This window comes from Spartobacteria bacterium UBA695 (assembly GCA_002298145.1).
Classification (GTDB): Bacteria; Verrucomicrobiota; Verrucomicrobiia; order Chthoniobacterales; family Chthoniobacteraceae; genus UBA695.
Genome location: DBMP01000013.1, coordinates 26,318 through 41,343, shown reverse-complemented (window position 1 = coordinate 41,343; position 15,026 = coordinate 26,318). Strand labels below are relative to the sequence as shown.

18 protein-coding genes are annotated in these 15,026 nt (G+C 61.1%); 13 read left to right on the top strand and 5 right to left on the bottom strand.

The annotated features are described in order from the left end of the window. The first annotated feature begins 5 nt into the window (after window positions 1-5). The 4 genes from B2828_RS06405 (at window position 6) to B2828_RS06390 (ending at window position 2,316) form a co-directional block, all read left to right on the top strand. Window positions 6-167, top strand: a complete 162-nt coding sequence (locus B2828_RS06405) for a DUF3309 family protein (RefSeq protein ID WP_479632872.1) — start codon at window positions 6-8, stop codon at window positions 165-167. A 235-nt stretch (window positions 168-402) separates the two neighbouring features. Next, a complete protein-coding gene (locus tag B2828_RS06400) occupies window positions 403-861 on the top strand; it encodes a peptidoglycan-binding domain-containing protein (RefSeq protein WP_479632871.1) in 459 nt (152 codons plus the stop codon). A gap of 37 nt (window positions 862-898) precedes the next feature. Continuing rightward, window positions 899-1,888 carry a phytoene/squalene synthase family protein gene (locus B2828_RS06395; protein WP_479632870.1) on the top strand — a complete coding sequence of 330 codons (990 nt, stop codon included), beginning with the start codon at window positions 899-901 and terminating at the stop codon, window positions 1,886-1,888. A gap of 110 nt (window positions 1,889-1,998) precedes the next feature. Beyond that, a complete protein-coding gene (locus tag B2828_RS06390; RefSeq protein WP_479632869.1) occupies window positions 1,999-2,316 on the top strand; it encodes an HU family DNA-binding protein in 318 nt (105 codons plus the stop codon). 104 nt (window positions 2,317-2,420) lie between these two features. Here B2828_RS06390 and B2828_RS06385 read toward each other — a convergent pair whose 3' ends face one another. Further along, a complete protein-coding gene (locus tag B2828_RS06385) occupies window positions 2,421-2,915 on the bottom strand; it encodes a BsuPI-related putative proteinase inhibitor (RefSeq protein WP_479632868.1) in 495 nt (164 codons plus the stop codon). A gap of 67 nt (window positions 2,916-2,982) precedes the next feature. Here B2828_RS06385 and B2828_RS06380 point away from each other — a divergent pair, with 67 nt between their 5' ends. Continuing rightward, window positions 2,983-3,510 carry a hypothetical protein gene (locus B2828_RS06380; RefSeq protein ID WP_479632867.1) on the top strand — a complete coding sequence of 176 codons (528 nt, stop codon included), beginning with the start codon at window positions 2,983-2,985 and terminating at the stop codon, window positions 3,508-3,510. Window positions 3,511-3,556: 46 nt separating this feature from the next. Next, window positions 3,557-5,092, top strand: coding sequence for a hypothetical protein (locus B2828_RS06375; protein ID WP_479632866.1), 1,536 nt, complete (start codon window positions 3,557-3,559; stop codon window positions 5,090-5,092). Window positions 5,093-5,253: 161 nt separating this feature from the next. On the opposite strand, the gene B2828_RS06370 is transcribed toward B2828_RS06375, so the two are convergent. Continuing rightward, complete coding sequence (locus tag B2828_RS06370; protein WP_479632865.1) at window positions 5,254-5,460, bottom strand: CCE_0567 family metalloprotein; 207 nt, start codon at window positions 5,458-5,460, stop codon at window positions 5,254-5,256. A gap of 164 nt (window positions 5,461-5,624) precedes the next feature. Here B2828_RS06370 and B2828_RS06365 point away from each other — a divergent pair, with 164 nt between their 5' ends. The 6 genes from B2828_RS06365 to hisH all read left to right on the top strand — a co-directional run bounded on the left by B2828_RS06365 (window position 5,625) and on the right by hisH (window position 10,360). Next, window positions 5,625-6,836, top strand: a complete 1,212-nt coding sequence (locus B2828_RS06365; protein ID WP_479632864.1) for a L,D-transpeptidase family protein — start codon at window positions 5,625-5,627, stop codon at window positions 6,834-6,836. Beyond that, window positions 6,823-7,371, top strand: coding sequence for a 50S ribosomal protein L9 (gene rplI, locus B2828_RS06360; RefSeq protein ID WP_479632863.1), 549 nt, complete (start codon window positions 6,823-6,825; stop codon window positions 7,369-7,371). The genes B2828_RS06365 and rplI overlap by 14 nt, the downstream gene beginning before the upstream one ends. Before the next feature lie 3 nt (window positions 7,372-7,374). After that, entirely contained in the window at window positions 7,375-8,841 is a 1,467-nt protein-coding gene (gene dnaB / locus B2828_RS06355) for a replicative DNA helicase (RefSeq protein WP_479632862.1), read from the top strand. Window positions 8,842-8,854: 13 nt separating this feature from the next. Beyond that, a complete protein-coding gene (locus tag B2828_RS06350; RefSeq protein ID WP_479632861.1) occupies window positions 8,855-9,358 on the top strand; it encodes a hypothetical protein in 504 nt (167 codons plus the stop codon). A 60-nt stretch (window positions 9,359-9,418) separates the two neighbouring features. Continuing rightward, window positions 9,419-9,670 carry a glutaredoxin family protein gene (locus B2828_RS06345; RefSeq protein WP_479632860.1) on the top strand — a complete coding sequence of 84 codons (252 nt, stop codon included), beginning with the start codon at window positions 9,419-9,421 and terminating at the stop codon, window positions 9,668-9,670. A 63-nt stretch (window positions 9,671-9,733) separates the two neighbouring features. Further along, window positions 9,734-10,360, top strand: coding sequence for an imidazole glycerol phosphate synthase subunit HisH (hisH, locus tag B2828_RS06340; RefSeq protein WP_479632859.1), 627 nt, complete (start codon window positions 9,734-9,736; stop codon window positions 10,358-10,360). An 8-nt stretch (window positions 10,361-10,368) separates the two neighbouring features. On the opposite strand, the gene B2828_RS06335 is transcribed toward hisH, so the two are convergent. After that, window positions 10,369-11,172, bottom strand: a complete 804-nt coding sequence (locus tag B2828_RS06335; RefSeq protein ID WP_479632858.1) for an ABC transporter permease — start codon at window positions 11,170-11,172, stop codon at window positions 10,369-10,371. A 13-nt stretch (window positions 11,173-11,185) separates the two neighbouring features. Beyond that, window positions 11,186-12,295 carry a family 8 glycosyl hydrolase gene (locus tag B2828_RS06330; RefSeq protein ID WP_479632857.1) on the bottom strand — a complete coding sequence of 370 codons (1,110 nt, stop codon included), beginning with the start codon at window positions 12,293-12,295 and terminating at the stop codon, window positions 11,186-11,188. Between the two features lie 288 nt (window positions 12,296-12,583). On the opposite strand from B2828_RS06330, the gene B2828_RS06325 reads away from it, so the two are divergent. Further along, entirely contained in the window at window positions 12,584-14,128 is a 1,545-nt protein-coding gene (locus B2828_RS06325) for a glycosyltransferase family 87 protein (RefSeq protein ID WP_479632856.1), read from the top strand. Here the strand turns inward: B2828_RS06325 and B2828_RS06320 are convergent. After that, on the bottom strand, window positions 14,061-14,864 hold the full coding sequence (locus B2828_RS06320) for an ABC transporter permease (protein WP_479632855.1): 804 nt from the start codon (window positions 14,862-14,864) through the stop codon (window positions 14,061-14,063). The genes B2828_RS06325 and B2828_RS06320 overlap by 68 nt on opposite strands. Between the last annotated feature and the right edge of the window lie 162 nt (window positions 14,865-15,026).

Below are 15,026 nucleotides of genomic sequence, written 5' to 3'. Positions count from 1 at the left end.
GGTATATGGCTGCAATTCTACTTCTCGTCCTCATCGTGCTCCTGCTCATCGGGGCGCTGCCCCGGTGGCCGTATAGCTCGGGATGGGGCTACTACCCCAGCGGCGCCGCCGCGCTAGTGCTGGTGGTCGTCGTCCTCTTGCTTTTGCTGAAAATTCTCCACCTGTAAGGAGAAAGAAAAAAAACGTGGGCGGATGCCCGACGGAACGCCTGGATCCATGGATATCCAGGCGTTCCGTGTATCGGGCTCCCCTTCGCGCCCCCTGGCACCTAAGGCGTACGCGCGATTTGCACTTGTTTGACAATGTGCAACACTAGAATGCGGCCTCGGAAGAAGATTCCCGATTTTTTGTGAATATTCCGCCCTAGGCCGCGTCTAAGTTATCAGAATCCACCCACCTATTATGCTGCGTATTTTCAAATCGATTGCACTTGCCGTAACGGCGCTTGGCATCCTAAGCCTGCCCGCCATGGCTGACTGGCATCACGGCTATGGCGGCTATGGCCATGGTTATGGTCACGGCTATGGCCGCGGTCACTGGGGAGGCGGTCCCCGCTGGAGCGTCGGAATCGGCGTCGGCGTCCCGGTCTACCCCGGCTACTACGGGCCTTACTATGGCCCGGCCTACTACGATACACCCTATTATTACGACCGTCCCGTCGTGGTCGGCCGCGAGGTAGCGGGCGATGTCGTAGGCGACGCTCAGCGCGCCCTGGCCCGCCGCGGTTACTACTGCGGAGCCATCGACGGCTGCGCTGGCCCCGGCACCCGGGCCGCGATCCGCGCCTGGCAGGCCGATTGCCGCCTCCCGGTCACGGGTCAGCTCGACACCCCCACGCTGCGCTCGCTGGCCTTGATCTAGCTTGCCAACGACCGGGGAAGCGCCTATCCCACACGGGATGCGAGCAGATCTCGACCACGTGTTGAAGGCGGTTTCCCGGTCTTTTTACCTGACCATTCGAATGCTCCCGCCGGTTCTTCGCGAACCGGTGGGGCTCGCGTATTTACTGGCCCGCGCCAGCGATACCGTAGCCGACAGCGCCGCGAGCGCCGCCGCCCAACGCTTGGAGGCCCTCGCACACATGGCCTCGGCCCTGCGTAGCGGCCCCGGCCCCGCGCCCGATTTATCCGGCTTCATCCCCGGCCTGCCCGACGCCTCGGAGCGGGAACTCCTCGGCCGTTTTGCGGAAATCTGGCGGCTCTGGGAGCAGACCGAACCGGGCGACCGCGAGGAGATCACGCGCGTCCTGGAGGAGATCCTCCGGGGCCAGAGGCTCGATTTGCAGCGCTTCGGAGCCTGCGGCCAGGAAAGCGGCGTCACCGCGCTGGCCACGGAAGCAGAGCTCGATGACTACACCTACAGCGTGGCCGGGTGCGTAGGCGAATTCTGGACCCGCATCTGCCTGCGCCACCTGCCCCGTTACGCCCCGGGCACCTCGCCAGAGGAGCTCATCCGGCGCGCCATCGCCTTCGGCAAAGGCCTGCAACTGGTGAATATTTTGCGCGACGCCCCGGCCGATTTCGCCAACGGGCGCTGCTACCTACCGCTTACCGACCTTGAAGGCCATGCCCCCGGGGAGCTGCGCGCCGCCCCCGCCCTCGCCCGCGCGGCCTACGAACGCTGGACCGGCCGCGCCCGGGCCCACCTCGCCGAGGGGCTGCGCTACATCGAGGCCATCCGGCCCTGGCGAGTGCGCCTGGCCTGCTTTTTACCCTGGGCGCTGGGCGTCCGGACCCTGCGGCTGATGGAGCAATCCCGCCCGCTGGAAACCGCCCGGAGAGTCAAAGTTTCCCGCGCCGAAGTGCGCCGTCTGCTCCTCTCCGGAGCCGTGGCCGCGCTGGCCAACCCGCTGCTGCGAGCGGCCTCCAAAAGGCTCACCCGGCGCTAAGAAAAAGCCCCAACAAGCCTAAATCCCGCATGGGAAGGGGATTTCAATTCCTTCAAAGGCAAAATATTCCGCTTGCCGCCCAGGTAGTAGGGAGGTATTTTCCGCTTTGTATGGCGAACTTGACAAAGAGGGATTTAGTCGTTCGGATCAGTAACGAAACGGGTCTTGTGCAGACCCAAGTCTTTGATGTGGTCCAAAAAACCTTGGATTACATCACTGAATCTCTCGCCGACGGCAACGACGTCGAACTGCGAAATTTCGGAGTTTTCGAGATTCGCCTGACCAAGCCGCGCGTTGGCCGAAATCCGAACGAACCGGGCAGCCTCTACAAAATTCCCGCCCGGGCCGCTGTGAAATTTAAGATGGGCAAGATCATGCGCCAGAAAGTGGCACGCATGACGGCCGTCTTGAAGCGCAACGGAAGCTAGGACCGGCGGGTTTCCCCCACCGCGTTTGTTTTTTGTTTGAAAGCAGGGATCTCAACCTGCTTTCTTTTTTTGCCGTGATCCCAAGCCGCCTCCCGGCCTCCCGGCTACGGCTCGGGCGTAATGGGGATCTCCACGCTCAGCTTCGGATAGCCCGTAATGTAGGCCACGAGAATGTATCTGCGCCCGGCAACGAAATCGCGCGTGCCGATCACCGCCCGGTATTCGAGGTGTTCGCCCGGGTTGATGCCGACCGAGCACGGCTCGTTTTCAAACGCCTCATCCTCGCTCCAGACCACGAGCTGGCGGCCCGCGGCGTCGCGCGCGATGACCTCCATGCGCTGGGTCGTGGGGAACTCCAGGCGCACAAAGCGGCGGGAGCGGTTGGCGAGCTTCATGACGACCGTCAGGCGGCGGGTGTCGCCGAGCTTCAGCGGCGAGGGCGCGGTGAGAACCGTCAGGTCCAGACCGTTATAGCGGACTTTGTTGGGCGATTTGGGAACAGAAGCACACCCTCCCAGGGCCGCGGTAAGCGCAAGGCAAAGCGCCGCGAGCGCGAGGCGAGAGAGACGGCGAGCACGGAAATTAAACACAGCGGTCATTTTTAAACCCTGCAACACAGAGTTGCAAATCGGTTTCGCACAGCGCAAATTCCCCGCCATGCGTTTCATGCGTTTCCTCCTCCCCCTGCTGGCCCTTTGCCTGATCGCCGGCGCCAAGAAACCCAAGGTCACGGTCCGGTTCCACATCGAGGTCAACGAAGTCTCCGGCGCGCCCTTCATGATGACCTCGGTCGTGCCCGGATCGGATCGCAAAGTGACGCTTTCCAAATCCGCAGAGATTTCCGAGGACGACATCGTGGCCATCTACCCCTTCCCGGCCAATGACGAAACCTTCGGGTGCGCCTTCCGGCTCGACGCCCACGGACGCATCGCCCTCGATTCGCTTTCCAACGACGCCCGCGGCGCAATGCTCGTCGCCTTCGTCAACACACGGGCCGTCACGGCCATGCTCGTCGATAAACGGGTCTCCGACGGCATCATTACCATAAACCGGGGGCTGACCCGGGAAGAGGCGATCCTCCTCATCAAGACCTTCCCCGTCCTGGGCCAAAGCGCGCAGAAAAAGCCCAAAAAGGGCGTCTACGTCCCGCCCAAAGCCGCCACGCCCAGCGCCCTGCCCCAAGGAGGGGACTAGGGGCTTAAGCGTCCGGCAAAAACCAGCCCCGCCCCAAACCGCACGCATGAACGTCGAGGTCCCCCGATCCCACGCTCCGTCCACCTCCAGTATTTTCTCCTGGCCTGCGCCGGACCCTCGCGCCTGGATCGCGGCCCTGCTTTTCGCCGCAGCGGCCCTCGGGCTCTTTACCCGGCGCGCCACCTTTCCCTACTTTTACCACATCGACGAGCCGACCAAGGTGGCGCAGGTCCTCTCGGGCCAGCGCAATTTCCACCACCCGCTGCTGCTTCTAAAATCAGCTCGGGCCGCCCTCTGGGTCACCGGGGCCCCGCTCACCGGCCAGGCCGTGGTTGAAATGGGCCGCGCGGCCTCCGCCACCGGAGCCGCCCTCGCCGTCGGGGCGCTGGTGCTACTGGCCTGGCAACTGGGAGGCCCCATCGCCGGAGTTCTCGCCGGGGGCTTCCTCGTATTCAACCCGCTGCTGTTCGAGCTGGCCCACTATATGAAGGAGGATTGCGTACTCCTCGGGGGCTTCATGACGTGCTTCGCCGCCCTCAGCTGGTATGCCCGCTGCCCCTCGCTCGCCGCCGCCGCAGTGGCCGGGCTCGCCGCGGGCCTCGCCGCCTCAGGGAAATACATCGGCTTCTCCGCGCTGGCCCTCGGGCTCATCCCCATCCTGGCCCCGGCCCGCTCCTTCCGGGGAGCCTGGAAGGCGGCCCTGCTTTTCCTCGGCATCGCCCTGGCCGTCTTCGCCCTCATCAACCGCGACATTTTCCTCACCCCCAACGACGCCGCCGCCGGGCTCGGGTCAGAGTTCGACAAGATCCAGAGCGCCGCCGAGGAGAGCGGTTCCTTTTTCCAGCGCAAATACATCACCGGGCTCATCAGCTACATCCCCCCGCCGCTTTTCCTGGGAACCCTCCTCTGGTTCGCGCTGCGCTGGAGGAACCGCCGCGCCCAGAGCGCCTTTATCTGGGTCCTGAGCACCTTCCCCATCGTGCTCATCCTGGCCATGAGCTTCTGCCCGAAGGTCAAAGACCGCTACGTCCTGCCCGCCATGCTCATCCTGGGCGTCCTCGGAGCCGCAGGGCTCGCGGAAATGGCGCGAAGAAAATTCAGGCACGCCGCGCTCGCCGCCTGGGTCCTCGGCGTGGGGGCCGTCCTCTGGCCGCTGCCCGACCTATGGCTGCGCTACGCCGGATTCGGTTCCGACGACCGCCGGGAGCTGATCACCTGGATGCGCGGAAACCTGCCCGCCGACGCCACCGTGGCCGCCGACGCCCGTACCTGCCTCGGAAAAGCCCTGCAATCCGGCCAAGCGGCTTACTGGTTTCCGCAAACCGCCTGGGTCTCCGACAAATGCGCCGCCGACCTCGGCAGCCTGGAGGAATTGCGCTCCTGGGGCATCCACTACGCCGCCGTTTCCGACCAAAACTACCGCTATTTCCTCAACCCCGGGAAAAACAGGAAAGCCGATCCGGTCCGGCAAAAGCGGGAGCGCTTCTACCAAGAGCTATTTTCCACCGGCCGCCTCCTGTGGGAACGTCCCCGGGAGCCTCTCGCCTACATCCATCCCGGGCTGCGGCTCTACGAGTTTTAGAACTCCGGCGGGGCCAAGACTACCTAAGCCGGAAAAAGGCAGTAGTCTCACGCAAAGGCGCAAAGGCGCAAAGAAGGATATGGTCTGCCTTTGTCTTTTTTGCGGCTTTGCGCCTTTGCGTGAGTATATAAATAACGTCCCCCGTTCGCGACTGTGCTTATCTATTTCCTAGCGGCGATCAGCTTCTGGTTCAGCTCGTCCCAGACCTGGCAGGCTTTGAAGGCTGCTTCCGCATAAGCCGGGATTTCTTTGTAGTCTGCGGGCAGCCGATCTTCGATGAGATCATGCAGCTCCCCGGCCTTTTGCGATAAAACGTAACGCGCCTTCTTCACGGCGCTGTCCAGCTCTTTGATTTCTTCTTCGGTCATAATGCAAGTTCCTCTCTGGGTAATGACAAATTCCGGCCCGGTTGTCCAAAGATTAGTTTCCCTTTATTTTCCCATCCCAAGGCCCCGTTTTTAACATCCGCATATTGACTCCGAGCAAAAACGCGCCAAGACTATCCGGCAAACTTTTCCGCCCCTCGTTTCCCATGAAGTCAGCCTGTATCGCCCTCGTTTTCGCCACCTCAACCGTCCTGGCGCAGGTCGTTCCGCCGCCGCCCGTCGGCGCGCAAACCCCCGCCCCGGCCCCCCTTGGATCACCGAGCCCCGCGGCCGCGATCGAACCCGAAGTCCGCGTGGTCAAAGCCGTCCCCGTGGGCGAACGCGAACTGGCCACGCGCCTCCAGATCTTCCTCGATAACAAAGGCTTCGGCCCCGGGAAAATCGACGGCCGCCCGAAGGAATTCACCCTAAAAGCCCTGGCCCGCTACGAAAAGGCCAACAACCTCCCCGGCACCGGCGTCCTGGAGGAAGGCCTCGCCCTCCCGCTCGATTCCATCGACCCGATCTACACCCAGTACACCATCACCCCCGAGGACCAGAACCGCGTGGGCGACGTCCCGAGCGGCCCCGAGGCCCAGTCGAAGCTGAAAAAGCTCCCCTACCCCTCGCTCCTCAAATTCGTGGCCGAGCGCTACCACGCCGATCCGGATTTCCTCGCCCGCATCAACCCCGGCAAGAACCTCGAAACTCTCGCCGTGGGGGACACGATCTTCGTCCCAAACGTCCCCCCCTTTAAAATCGAGACCGTGCGGGAAGTCGGCAAACTGCCCCCCGTTCCGGAATTCAAGACCCGCGAACTCCGCATCAACACCAAGGAAAAGATGCTCGACCTGATAGACGCGAAGGGCGGCAGCGAGAAACTGCTGGCCTCCTTCCCCATCACCCCCGGCTCCGCCTCCCTACCCGCCCCCGTCGGCAAGTGGCGCATCCTCGGCATCGCCACGCTCCCCTGGTTCCGGCACGACGAAGGCGTCCTCATGCACGGCGTGCGCACCGACCACTTCTTTAACATCCCCTCCGGGCCCTCCAACCCCGTCGGCGTCCTCTGGTGCGGGCTTAACAAACCCGGCATCGGCGTCCACGGCACCAACTCGCCCTGGACCATCGGCCGCGCGGGCAGCCACGGCTGCATCCGCCTGGCCAACTGGGACGCCATCCGCCTCGCCAACATGATCACCGAGGGCATGACCGTCATCATCGACGACGGAAACGGCCTCCCCGCCCCCACGCCCGCCGCCTCCTCCGCGACCGCCTCGGTGAAAGTTTCTTCAAACAGCGCGTTGACAGAAGCACCCGGAGCGGCTACTAAGAACGTCCCGCAAATTCCAGGCCGGGAGACGACATATGCCAACCACTGAAGTTATTCTCACTGAAAAGATCGCGTCCTTGGGCGCCGAAGCCGACGTTGTTAAAGTCAAACGCGGCTATGCTCGCAATTTTCTCGTTCCTTCCGGCAAAGCCCTGGAAGTGACGCCCGTGACGCTGCGCCGCATCAACCAGCTTAAAGCCAAGCGCGCCGAGCGCGAAGCCGCCGAGCTCAACGAAGCGGAGGAGATCTCGCGCAAGATCAACAAACTCAAGCTCACCTTCACGCTCGAAACCGGCGAAACCGGCAAGGCGTTTGGTTCCGTGACCGCCAAGGACATCGTGGACCGCATCAAGAGCGAGCTGAGCATCGAGATCGACCGCCACAGCGTCGAACTGGAGCGCCCGCTCAAAGAAAGCGGAGCCCACGAAGTCGCCATCAAGCTGCACCACGACGTCGCCTCCAAGCTGACCGTCACCATCGAATCCGCCGCCGCCCAGGAGAAAGCCTCCGAGGAAGCCGCCGTCGAAGGTGAAGAAGCAGCCGGTGGCTTCAAAGCGAAGCCGAAGGCCAAGCACACGAAGTAACGCATGCCCGAAACGGCCGCCATCGAAAAAAAGGCGAAGCCGAAAAAGGCACAAAGCGACCGGTCGGACCTTCGGGATAAGGGGACTTATTCACCGGATGTCCACCGGATGTTACCACAGAGCCAGGACGCCGAACTCGGCCTCCTGGGCTCCATCCTGCTCGCACCCCGTGAAGTCATGGGGGAATGCGTGGAGAAAAAGATCTCGCCGGAACACTTTCACGTTCCGGCGCACTCGACCATCTTCACCGTTCTTCGCGAGCTTTACGACGCCAACAAGCCGATCGACTTCATTCTCCTCACGCAGCTCCTGCGCGACCGGGGATTATTGGACAAAGTCGGCGGCCCGGCCTTCGTAACGAGCCTCTTCACATTCGTCCCCACTGCCGCCAACGCCAGCTACTACCTTGAGATCCTCAAGGAAAAGCACACGCTGCGGCAGATCATCGTCACCTGCACCGACCTGGCCGCCCGCTCCTACGAGGAGCAGGAAAACGTCGACACGTTCCTCGACGACGTGGAGAAAAAGGTCTTTGAAATCAGCCAAAGCCGCCTCAACGACAAGAACTTCCAGATCAAGGACGCCGTCGTCTCCGCCCTGAATTCGATCGAGAAGCTCTACGACCGCAAGGGGGAAATCTCCGGCCTGCACACCGGCTTCGAGGACTTCGACCGGATGACCGACGGCCTCCACTCCTCGGAAATGATCGTCATCGCCGCCCGTCCCTCCATGGGCAAAACGGCCCTGGCCATGAACATCGCCGAAAACGTGGCGCTCAACGGAGGCCACGCCGTGGGCATCTTCTCTCTGGAAATGAGCAGCGACCAGCTCGTCCAACGTCTCCTCTGCTCGCGGGCCAAGGTGAACCTGGGCAAAGTGCGCGACGGCTTCATGGCCGAGCGCGACTTCCAGAACCTGACCCACGCAGCGGCCAAAATTTCCGAGAGCAAAATCCTCATCGACGACACCGCTGGCTTAAGCATCCTGGAGCTGCGCGCCAAGGCCCGCCGCATGAAGGCGCAGGACAACATCCAGCTCATCGTCATCGACTACCTTCAGCTGCTGAAATCAACCAGCAAGCGCGCCCAGGACAACCGCCAGTTGGAAATCGCGGAAATCTCCTCCGGCGTGAAGGCGCTGGCCAAGGAACTGGAGCTGCCGATCATCGTTCTCGCCCAGTTGAACCGAAATCCGGAACAGCGCACGGGCGACAGCAAGGGCCGCCCCCGCCTCTCTGACTTGCGTGAATCCGGCTCCATCGAACAGGACGCCGACTTGGTGGGCCTACTCGTTCGCGAGGAGTACTACGCCGAAAACGACGAGGAGCGGGAGGAAAAGAGCGGCAAGGCAACGCTCATTATCGCCAAGCAACGTAACGGCCCCGTAGGCGACGTTCCGCTGACGTTCCTGAAGGAATTCACCCGGTTCGAGAGCCGGGCCAAGGACGAAGGCGCGACGGAGGAAGGCTAACCCCTTTTTTCCCATGCTCCTGGCTTTCCTCATCACCCGATGGAAACCGCTCGCAGCGCTTCTCGTACTGATCGCCTTGGGGTGGTGCGCCTGGCTATGGCAACCAGAGCGCCAGGTGCAGCTGCACCAGCGCCACCTGCTCGAAGCGGCGCAAACGCGGAATTGGGGGAAATTCAAGCCCCTCCTGGCAGAGGACTTCCGCACCTCGGGCAACGACGACAAAGCGGCGACCGTGCGCATGACCGCCGAGGTGCTTCGCCAGTTTTTTACCCTGGAGATCACCGCCAGCGAAACCAAGCTCACCCTGGAGGGCCCGGAGGCGAAGCTCTCCACCCGGCTGCGCATCTCCGGCAACGGGATGCCCTTTGCCGAAGCGGTGCAGGAGGCGCTCAACCATTCCCGGGACCCGTTCGAATTCACCTGGCGCCGCCAGAGCTGGAAGCCGTGGGACTGGCGCTTGGTCTACGCCGGACACTCGCTCATTCCGCGCGTCTGGACCGGCGAATGGCCTCTGTAAGCCTTCGGAGGCACAACCCGGCGGCTTGCCACCCGCGAAACTTTGGGTAGATTGGATCCCGTGGCCACTTCGCTAAAACTCTATGTCAAAACGTGGTGCCCGTGGTGCGTGCGCGCCAAGGCATGGCTCGACGAACACGGGTACAAGTACGATGAAATCGACGTGGAAGCCGATTCCAAGGACTACGACGAAATGATTCGCCTCTCCGGGCAGCGCCTCACGCCCACCCTGGTCGTGGGGGAAAAAGTGCTTCCTGATTTCGGCACGGAGGAGTTAATAGCCTTCCTGACCAAGCACGACATCAAGCCCTAAAGGGCCCCCCCAAGCGGCGTTTTTCTGGCGTTTCCAGCCCGGAAATGCTCTAATGGCTCTCCCATGATCGCCCTTATCGACTACGGCAGCGGCAATATCCGCAGCGTCCACAAAGCCTTGCAGCACGAAGGCGCCGACGTGCAGCTTATCGGCACCCCCGAGGGCCTGGCTCATGCCGAGGCCGTGGTGCTGCCTGGGGTGGGGGCGTTCGCCGACTGCGTCAAGGGCATCCAGGTGCGCGGCCTCTGGGAACCGCTCCAGCAATGGCTCCAGTCTGGCCGTCCCTTCCTGGGGATCTGCGTCGGCTACCAGATGCTCTTCGAAGGCAGCGAGGAAGCGCCCAATGGCGAGGCCGGGTTCGGGTTTTTCAAGGGCCAGGTCAAGCGCTTTACCACGCCGGGGCTCAAGGTTCCGCAGATCGGCTGGAACAGCCTGGAGTTTCCCCAGCCGGATCACTGGCTCTGGCAGGGGCTCCCCGCCAACCCACACGTTTTCTTTGTCCACTCGTACTTCCCGGCACCCGCCGAGAACTCCGAGGTGGCCGCCACGTCCGAGTACGGCGAGGTGTTCGCCGCCGCAGCCACGCGGGGCAACGTCGCGGGCACGCAGTTCCACCCGGAAAAAAGCCAAAAGGTGGGCTTGCGCATCCTGCGTAACTTTGTGGAACGGGTTAACGCGCAGCGGGAGTAAAGCGCCGCTTACGAGCTGGCGCTGGTGTAACGCGAAAGCGCCACTCTCCAAACGCAGCGCGTGACGGTCAAGATGATCAGCGCCGCAGAAACCATCTGCGCCAGCCGCCACCCGATCGACCCCGAATCGGCATGAACGAGCACGCGCGCGGGCACGTTGGCCACGAGGATTACCGGGATGACCCACGAAAAAACGAATTTGATGACGGGGGCCTGGCGGAAAATCGAGTCGGGATAGCGGGCGATGTTGAAAATATTATAATAGCCGTAGACCAGCCCCTGGGCGCGCACAATCCAGAAGGAGAACGTGGTCAGGAGGAACATAATGGAGTAATGGATGGTGATCCCCACTCCGACGGCCGCCGTGTAAAGCGCCACCTGTCCCGCCGTGGGCCGCAGGCCGAGCTTGGCCAGCGCCAAGCCGATGATCGCCACGCTCACCCCGGCGTTGATCACGCTATCGAGGCCGAATTGCCGCGTGGAAATGGCGAACTGCGTGTCCATCGGCAGGAGCATCATAAAATCCATCCGACCCGTGCGCACCAGCTCGGGGATATTTACGATATTTAGGTAAAAAAACGCCTGGAACACCTGGCTGATGAGCTGGTGGGTGCCGATTAAGAGGATCACCTCCCATTTCGTCCAATCGCCGATCTGGTTCACGTACTGAAAAATCACCTCGATAAAGACGATCTGCCCCATAAACCAGAGCGCCTCGACGAGGATCCAGAGCAGGAAGTTCGTCTTGAAGTTCATCTCGCGAATGAGCGAGTTGCGAAACATGATCGCGTAGATTTCCAGATAGCGGCGCATGGGATAAGGAGGCTTAAGGCTGCCACCAATTTCCTGAAATCACAATCATCGTGAGCAGCCGGATCGTGTTGCCGTAGTAGCCTTCTTCGCCCGGGGGGCGGGCCGCGAGGTGCGCCCAGAGGGCATCGAGCCATTTTTGCCGCGCCGGGTCGGTCATCGCCGCCACTGCCAGCGGGCCGGTAAAGGCAGCGCTGGCATCTTCTTTGAGCGCCGTCCCGTCCAGGCGATAACCGGCGTTAAACCGCGCGGGATCGCCCTCGCAAACCCTCTCAGCCCAGGCATTGAACGGTGCCAGGAGCACCCGGGCGCGCTCGTCGCCGGTGAGGAGGTAATCCGTCCCCAGCCGCCAGGGAACCCGGCAGGCATTGTAGGCAAAAGCGCCGTCGGTCTCGCCTTCCAGAAAACCAGCGTGCGCAGGCCGGTAAGCCGCCCCCTCCCCCGCCACGAAGTCCGGGAATAGCCCCGTTTGCGGGCTGTACTGCCGTGTCAGATCGGCTAAAAGGCGATAGGTTGCGCCAGTCACTTGGGCCCAAAGAGGATCTTTGCTGGCGGCCTCGAACGCCTTCAGATGCGCGGGCATGAAATCCGAGGGCCGCGTGGCGCCCCATTGCTTGCTCTCCCGCTCGACCCAGCTCCCCAGCGCAAAGGTGCCATGGGTGGCGTCCGTCTCCGCAGCGCGGATCGCCCGGATCGTCGCAAGCGCCTCGGCCCGGTAATCGACCGCCCCCTGGCTCCCCCACTGGCGGTCAGCCATGAGGAGCGACAGGGCGATGTCGAGATCGCCGTCCGTCGCCGTCTCCCGGTCGTCATTCCGGCGCTCCACCAGCGCCTCGCCCCGGGCCGATTGCCGCCAGGCCATCAGCGCGGGGTACCCCTTCGCCGGGTGGGCTCGCAGAAAGGCAAAAAGGGCATCGAAATCGCGATGCGCCTCGGGGTCGGCTCCGGCCATGAGCACCGCTGCCAGCATCCCGTAGCCGTGCCCCTCCGAAACGGAGCGTGTCGCCTTCGGGCTGAAAGCGCCGTCGGCATTGCAGGCCACGTAGCGCTGAGCACCGCCCGCCGTCGATTGCAGATAGGCCGCCTTCCATTCGCGGTAGACCTCCAGCACCGTGCTATCGAGCATTTCCTGCCGCCGCGACGGCTTAAGCGTCCCCCGGGCGTAAACCGTGTGGACCGGGAATGGGTGCGATTCCCCAGCGGCAAACGCTAAGTTTCCTCCAATAGAATAAGCGCAAATAAAGATTAGCCCCCAACTCTTCGTATCTAGTAACATCACCCTGGGAAAAACCATCTTGGAAAATTTACGAATAGCCATCCGCCCCCAAACGGCGGGGTATGCCCCGGAGGGGAATAAAAATATACTGGAAAACTCTTCCTTGTTTCAGCATTCTTTAAAAGAATATTTTACAATATGACTCTTTTTGATCCACTCATCTCTTCCCTAAAAGGAAGGATTCCGCCACTTAAATTCGTGCGGATAATGGTCGCCGTATGCGGCGCGTGGATGGTGGTAACATACCCTCTTCTTCACTGGTTCTATAAAGAAAAACTCCCCCCAAGCTGGCAAATGCAAGGAGGCGACTTCGGACAGTATTACATCGGGGCTCTCGCGGCACACCATCACCTTTGGAACTCCCTGTATCCCACGCCAAACGACGACGTTTATAATGCAGCCCCCGTCTTCAAGCCGTTAATTGCCTCCAGGTTGTTCGACTCTTCACCCACAGCCAACCTCAATCGCAAAGGACATTGGAATTTTTATCCAGGAATCGCACTGCCCAGTAGTTCACAGGTAGCACCTGAAATTCTGGCGCTCAGTCCTAATTTGCAGGGTGAGTGCCATTATATCTATCCCCCTCCTCTCGCCATTCTGTTGTCTCCTTTGGCCTTTTTTAACTATCCCACAGCCACACGCATTTGGCTTTTGCTGATGAGCAGTTCGCTATTTGGGATCGGCTATTTTTCATCTCGCATCTGCCGTCTTCTTTTCCAGAGGCCAACCTACACCGAAGGAGTTGCAGCCCTTCTTCCCGCGATCCCCATGCTGCTCGGAAGCAAAATATCGACGACATTGGAGATCGGCAACATTTCTCCTTTCTTGGGCTTTTTGATTGCCCTTACCAGTTATGCTTGGCTGCGCAAGAGGGAGACTGTCATAGCGTTTAGCACCATTCCTCTAATTGTCTTCAAAGGCATTGGGCTGAGTTGGTGTCCGTTATTCTTGCTCAAACCCATTAAGTGGAAAACGCTTATCGTAATGGGCGTTTTGACAATCCTCCTTAATGGGGCCGTTCTTTATCAGGCGGGCACCGCTCCCTATCACACGTTTTTCACAGAAATATTACCCAAGGCCAACATCCCCTCGGGGATCAGCCTCCCTGCACTATTTTTTAACCTTTTCGGAGTCGATGCCGCGAAATTCTTTTCCCTGGTAAACTGGACTTTGATTGGGTGTATCTACTGGGGTTACTGGAAAAACAGCAGAATTGCCAATAGCCAGTCTTCCATTATCGTTGCAAGCATCGCGGGAATAATGGCCGTTTTCTGCCTATGCAATCGGGTCGTTTGGCCACATCACTATTTTACCTGCTATCTCATGTTGCCTTTTTTAGGGTGGATCCTTTGGGAGGGATCTCAGGCTTCGGGAAAATGGCAGAAGGCTATCTATGGGATGTTGCTGCTCAGCACGCTCTTCTGGATTGATGAGCTCGTGCTCGTCAAGGATTCCTGGTTGGTAGAGACCATGAGACATGCAGGAGTTTACTCGCAAAGGGTTGAATTCGTACGGCATGCCATCAGCGGGCTCGTGTCTACCTTACTGCCAGCGGTCGAGTTCGTGTTTTTCCTGAGCTTGTCATTCCGCCGGCTTTTCTTTTTACATTCGGAGCCTACCCCCCCACCGCCTGGTAGCGCCGAATGCCCCGCCGCCAGACCAACTGCGAAATACCGTAGGTAATCGCCACCCACCCCGCCTGGATCGCCAGCCCGCGCCAAAGCGCCGCCCCCTCCACCCGCTCCAGGAACACCTGGACGGGGAAAAACAGCTCGTACGGGAACGGCAGCCATTGCAGGATCGCCTGGAACCACCCGGGCATGATGTCGAGCGGGAAGGTCTGGCCGCTCAGGAAATACTCGAACGAGAATAGGATAAAAACAATGGTGCTGATCTCCAGAATCCAGAACGCCGCGAGCGCCAGAGTGTAGGAGATCAGGAACGAGATGCAGGCCGACATCGCCGCCGAGAGGAAGAAAATCGGCCACGTCGCCAAAGCCTTTGGCAGCACGATCACCTCCCGGAACCAGAAAAACGCCAGCCCCAGCGGCAACACCGTCACCAGCGTGTAAACCAGCCGGTAGGAAACAAACAGCGCGAAGCGGTACCCGAGGTAATTCAGCGGCTTGATCATAAAGGCGCTGATCTGCCCCTCCCGGATGTCGGCGGCGATCTGCCACTCGTCCTCGGTGGGCGTCACGAGGTTATCCACCAGGATCACCATGAGGAAATACCAGATCATGCCGTGGTAATCGTACGTGCCGACCGACTCCCCCGTCCCCGCGAAAATCGCCCGCCAGATCAGCACCGTCCCCGCCAGCGGCACCAGCCCAAAGAGCGAACGAAGAAGGAAGTTCCAGCGGTACACAAACGTGTTCTGGAGGCCGATGTTAAAGACTTTGCGGTATTTGAGGAGCATGGCAGCGGCGAAGAGAGACTCATATCGCGGAGCTGAGCATCGCCGGAAACCGCGCCCTGGGCAAGCCGGGGAATTGTCACGCGATTGTCACATTTGCGCCACAGGGCTGTCACAAGGGGGCCTCAGCTTGCCCCGGTCGCAGCCATCCGGCTTAGGCCCTGG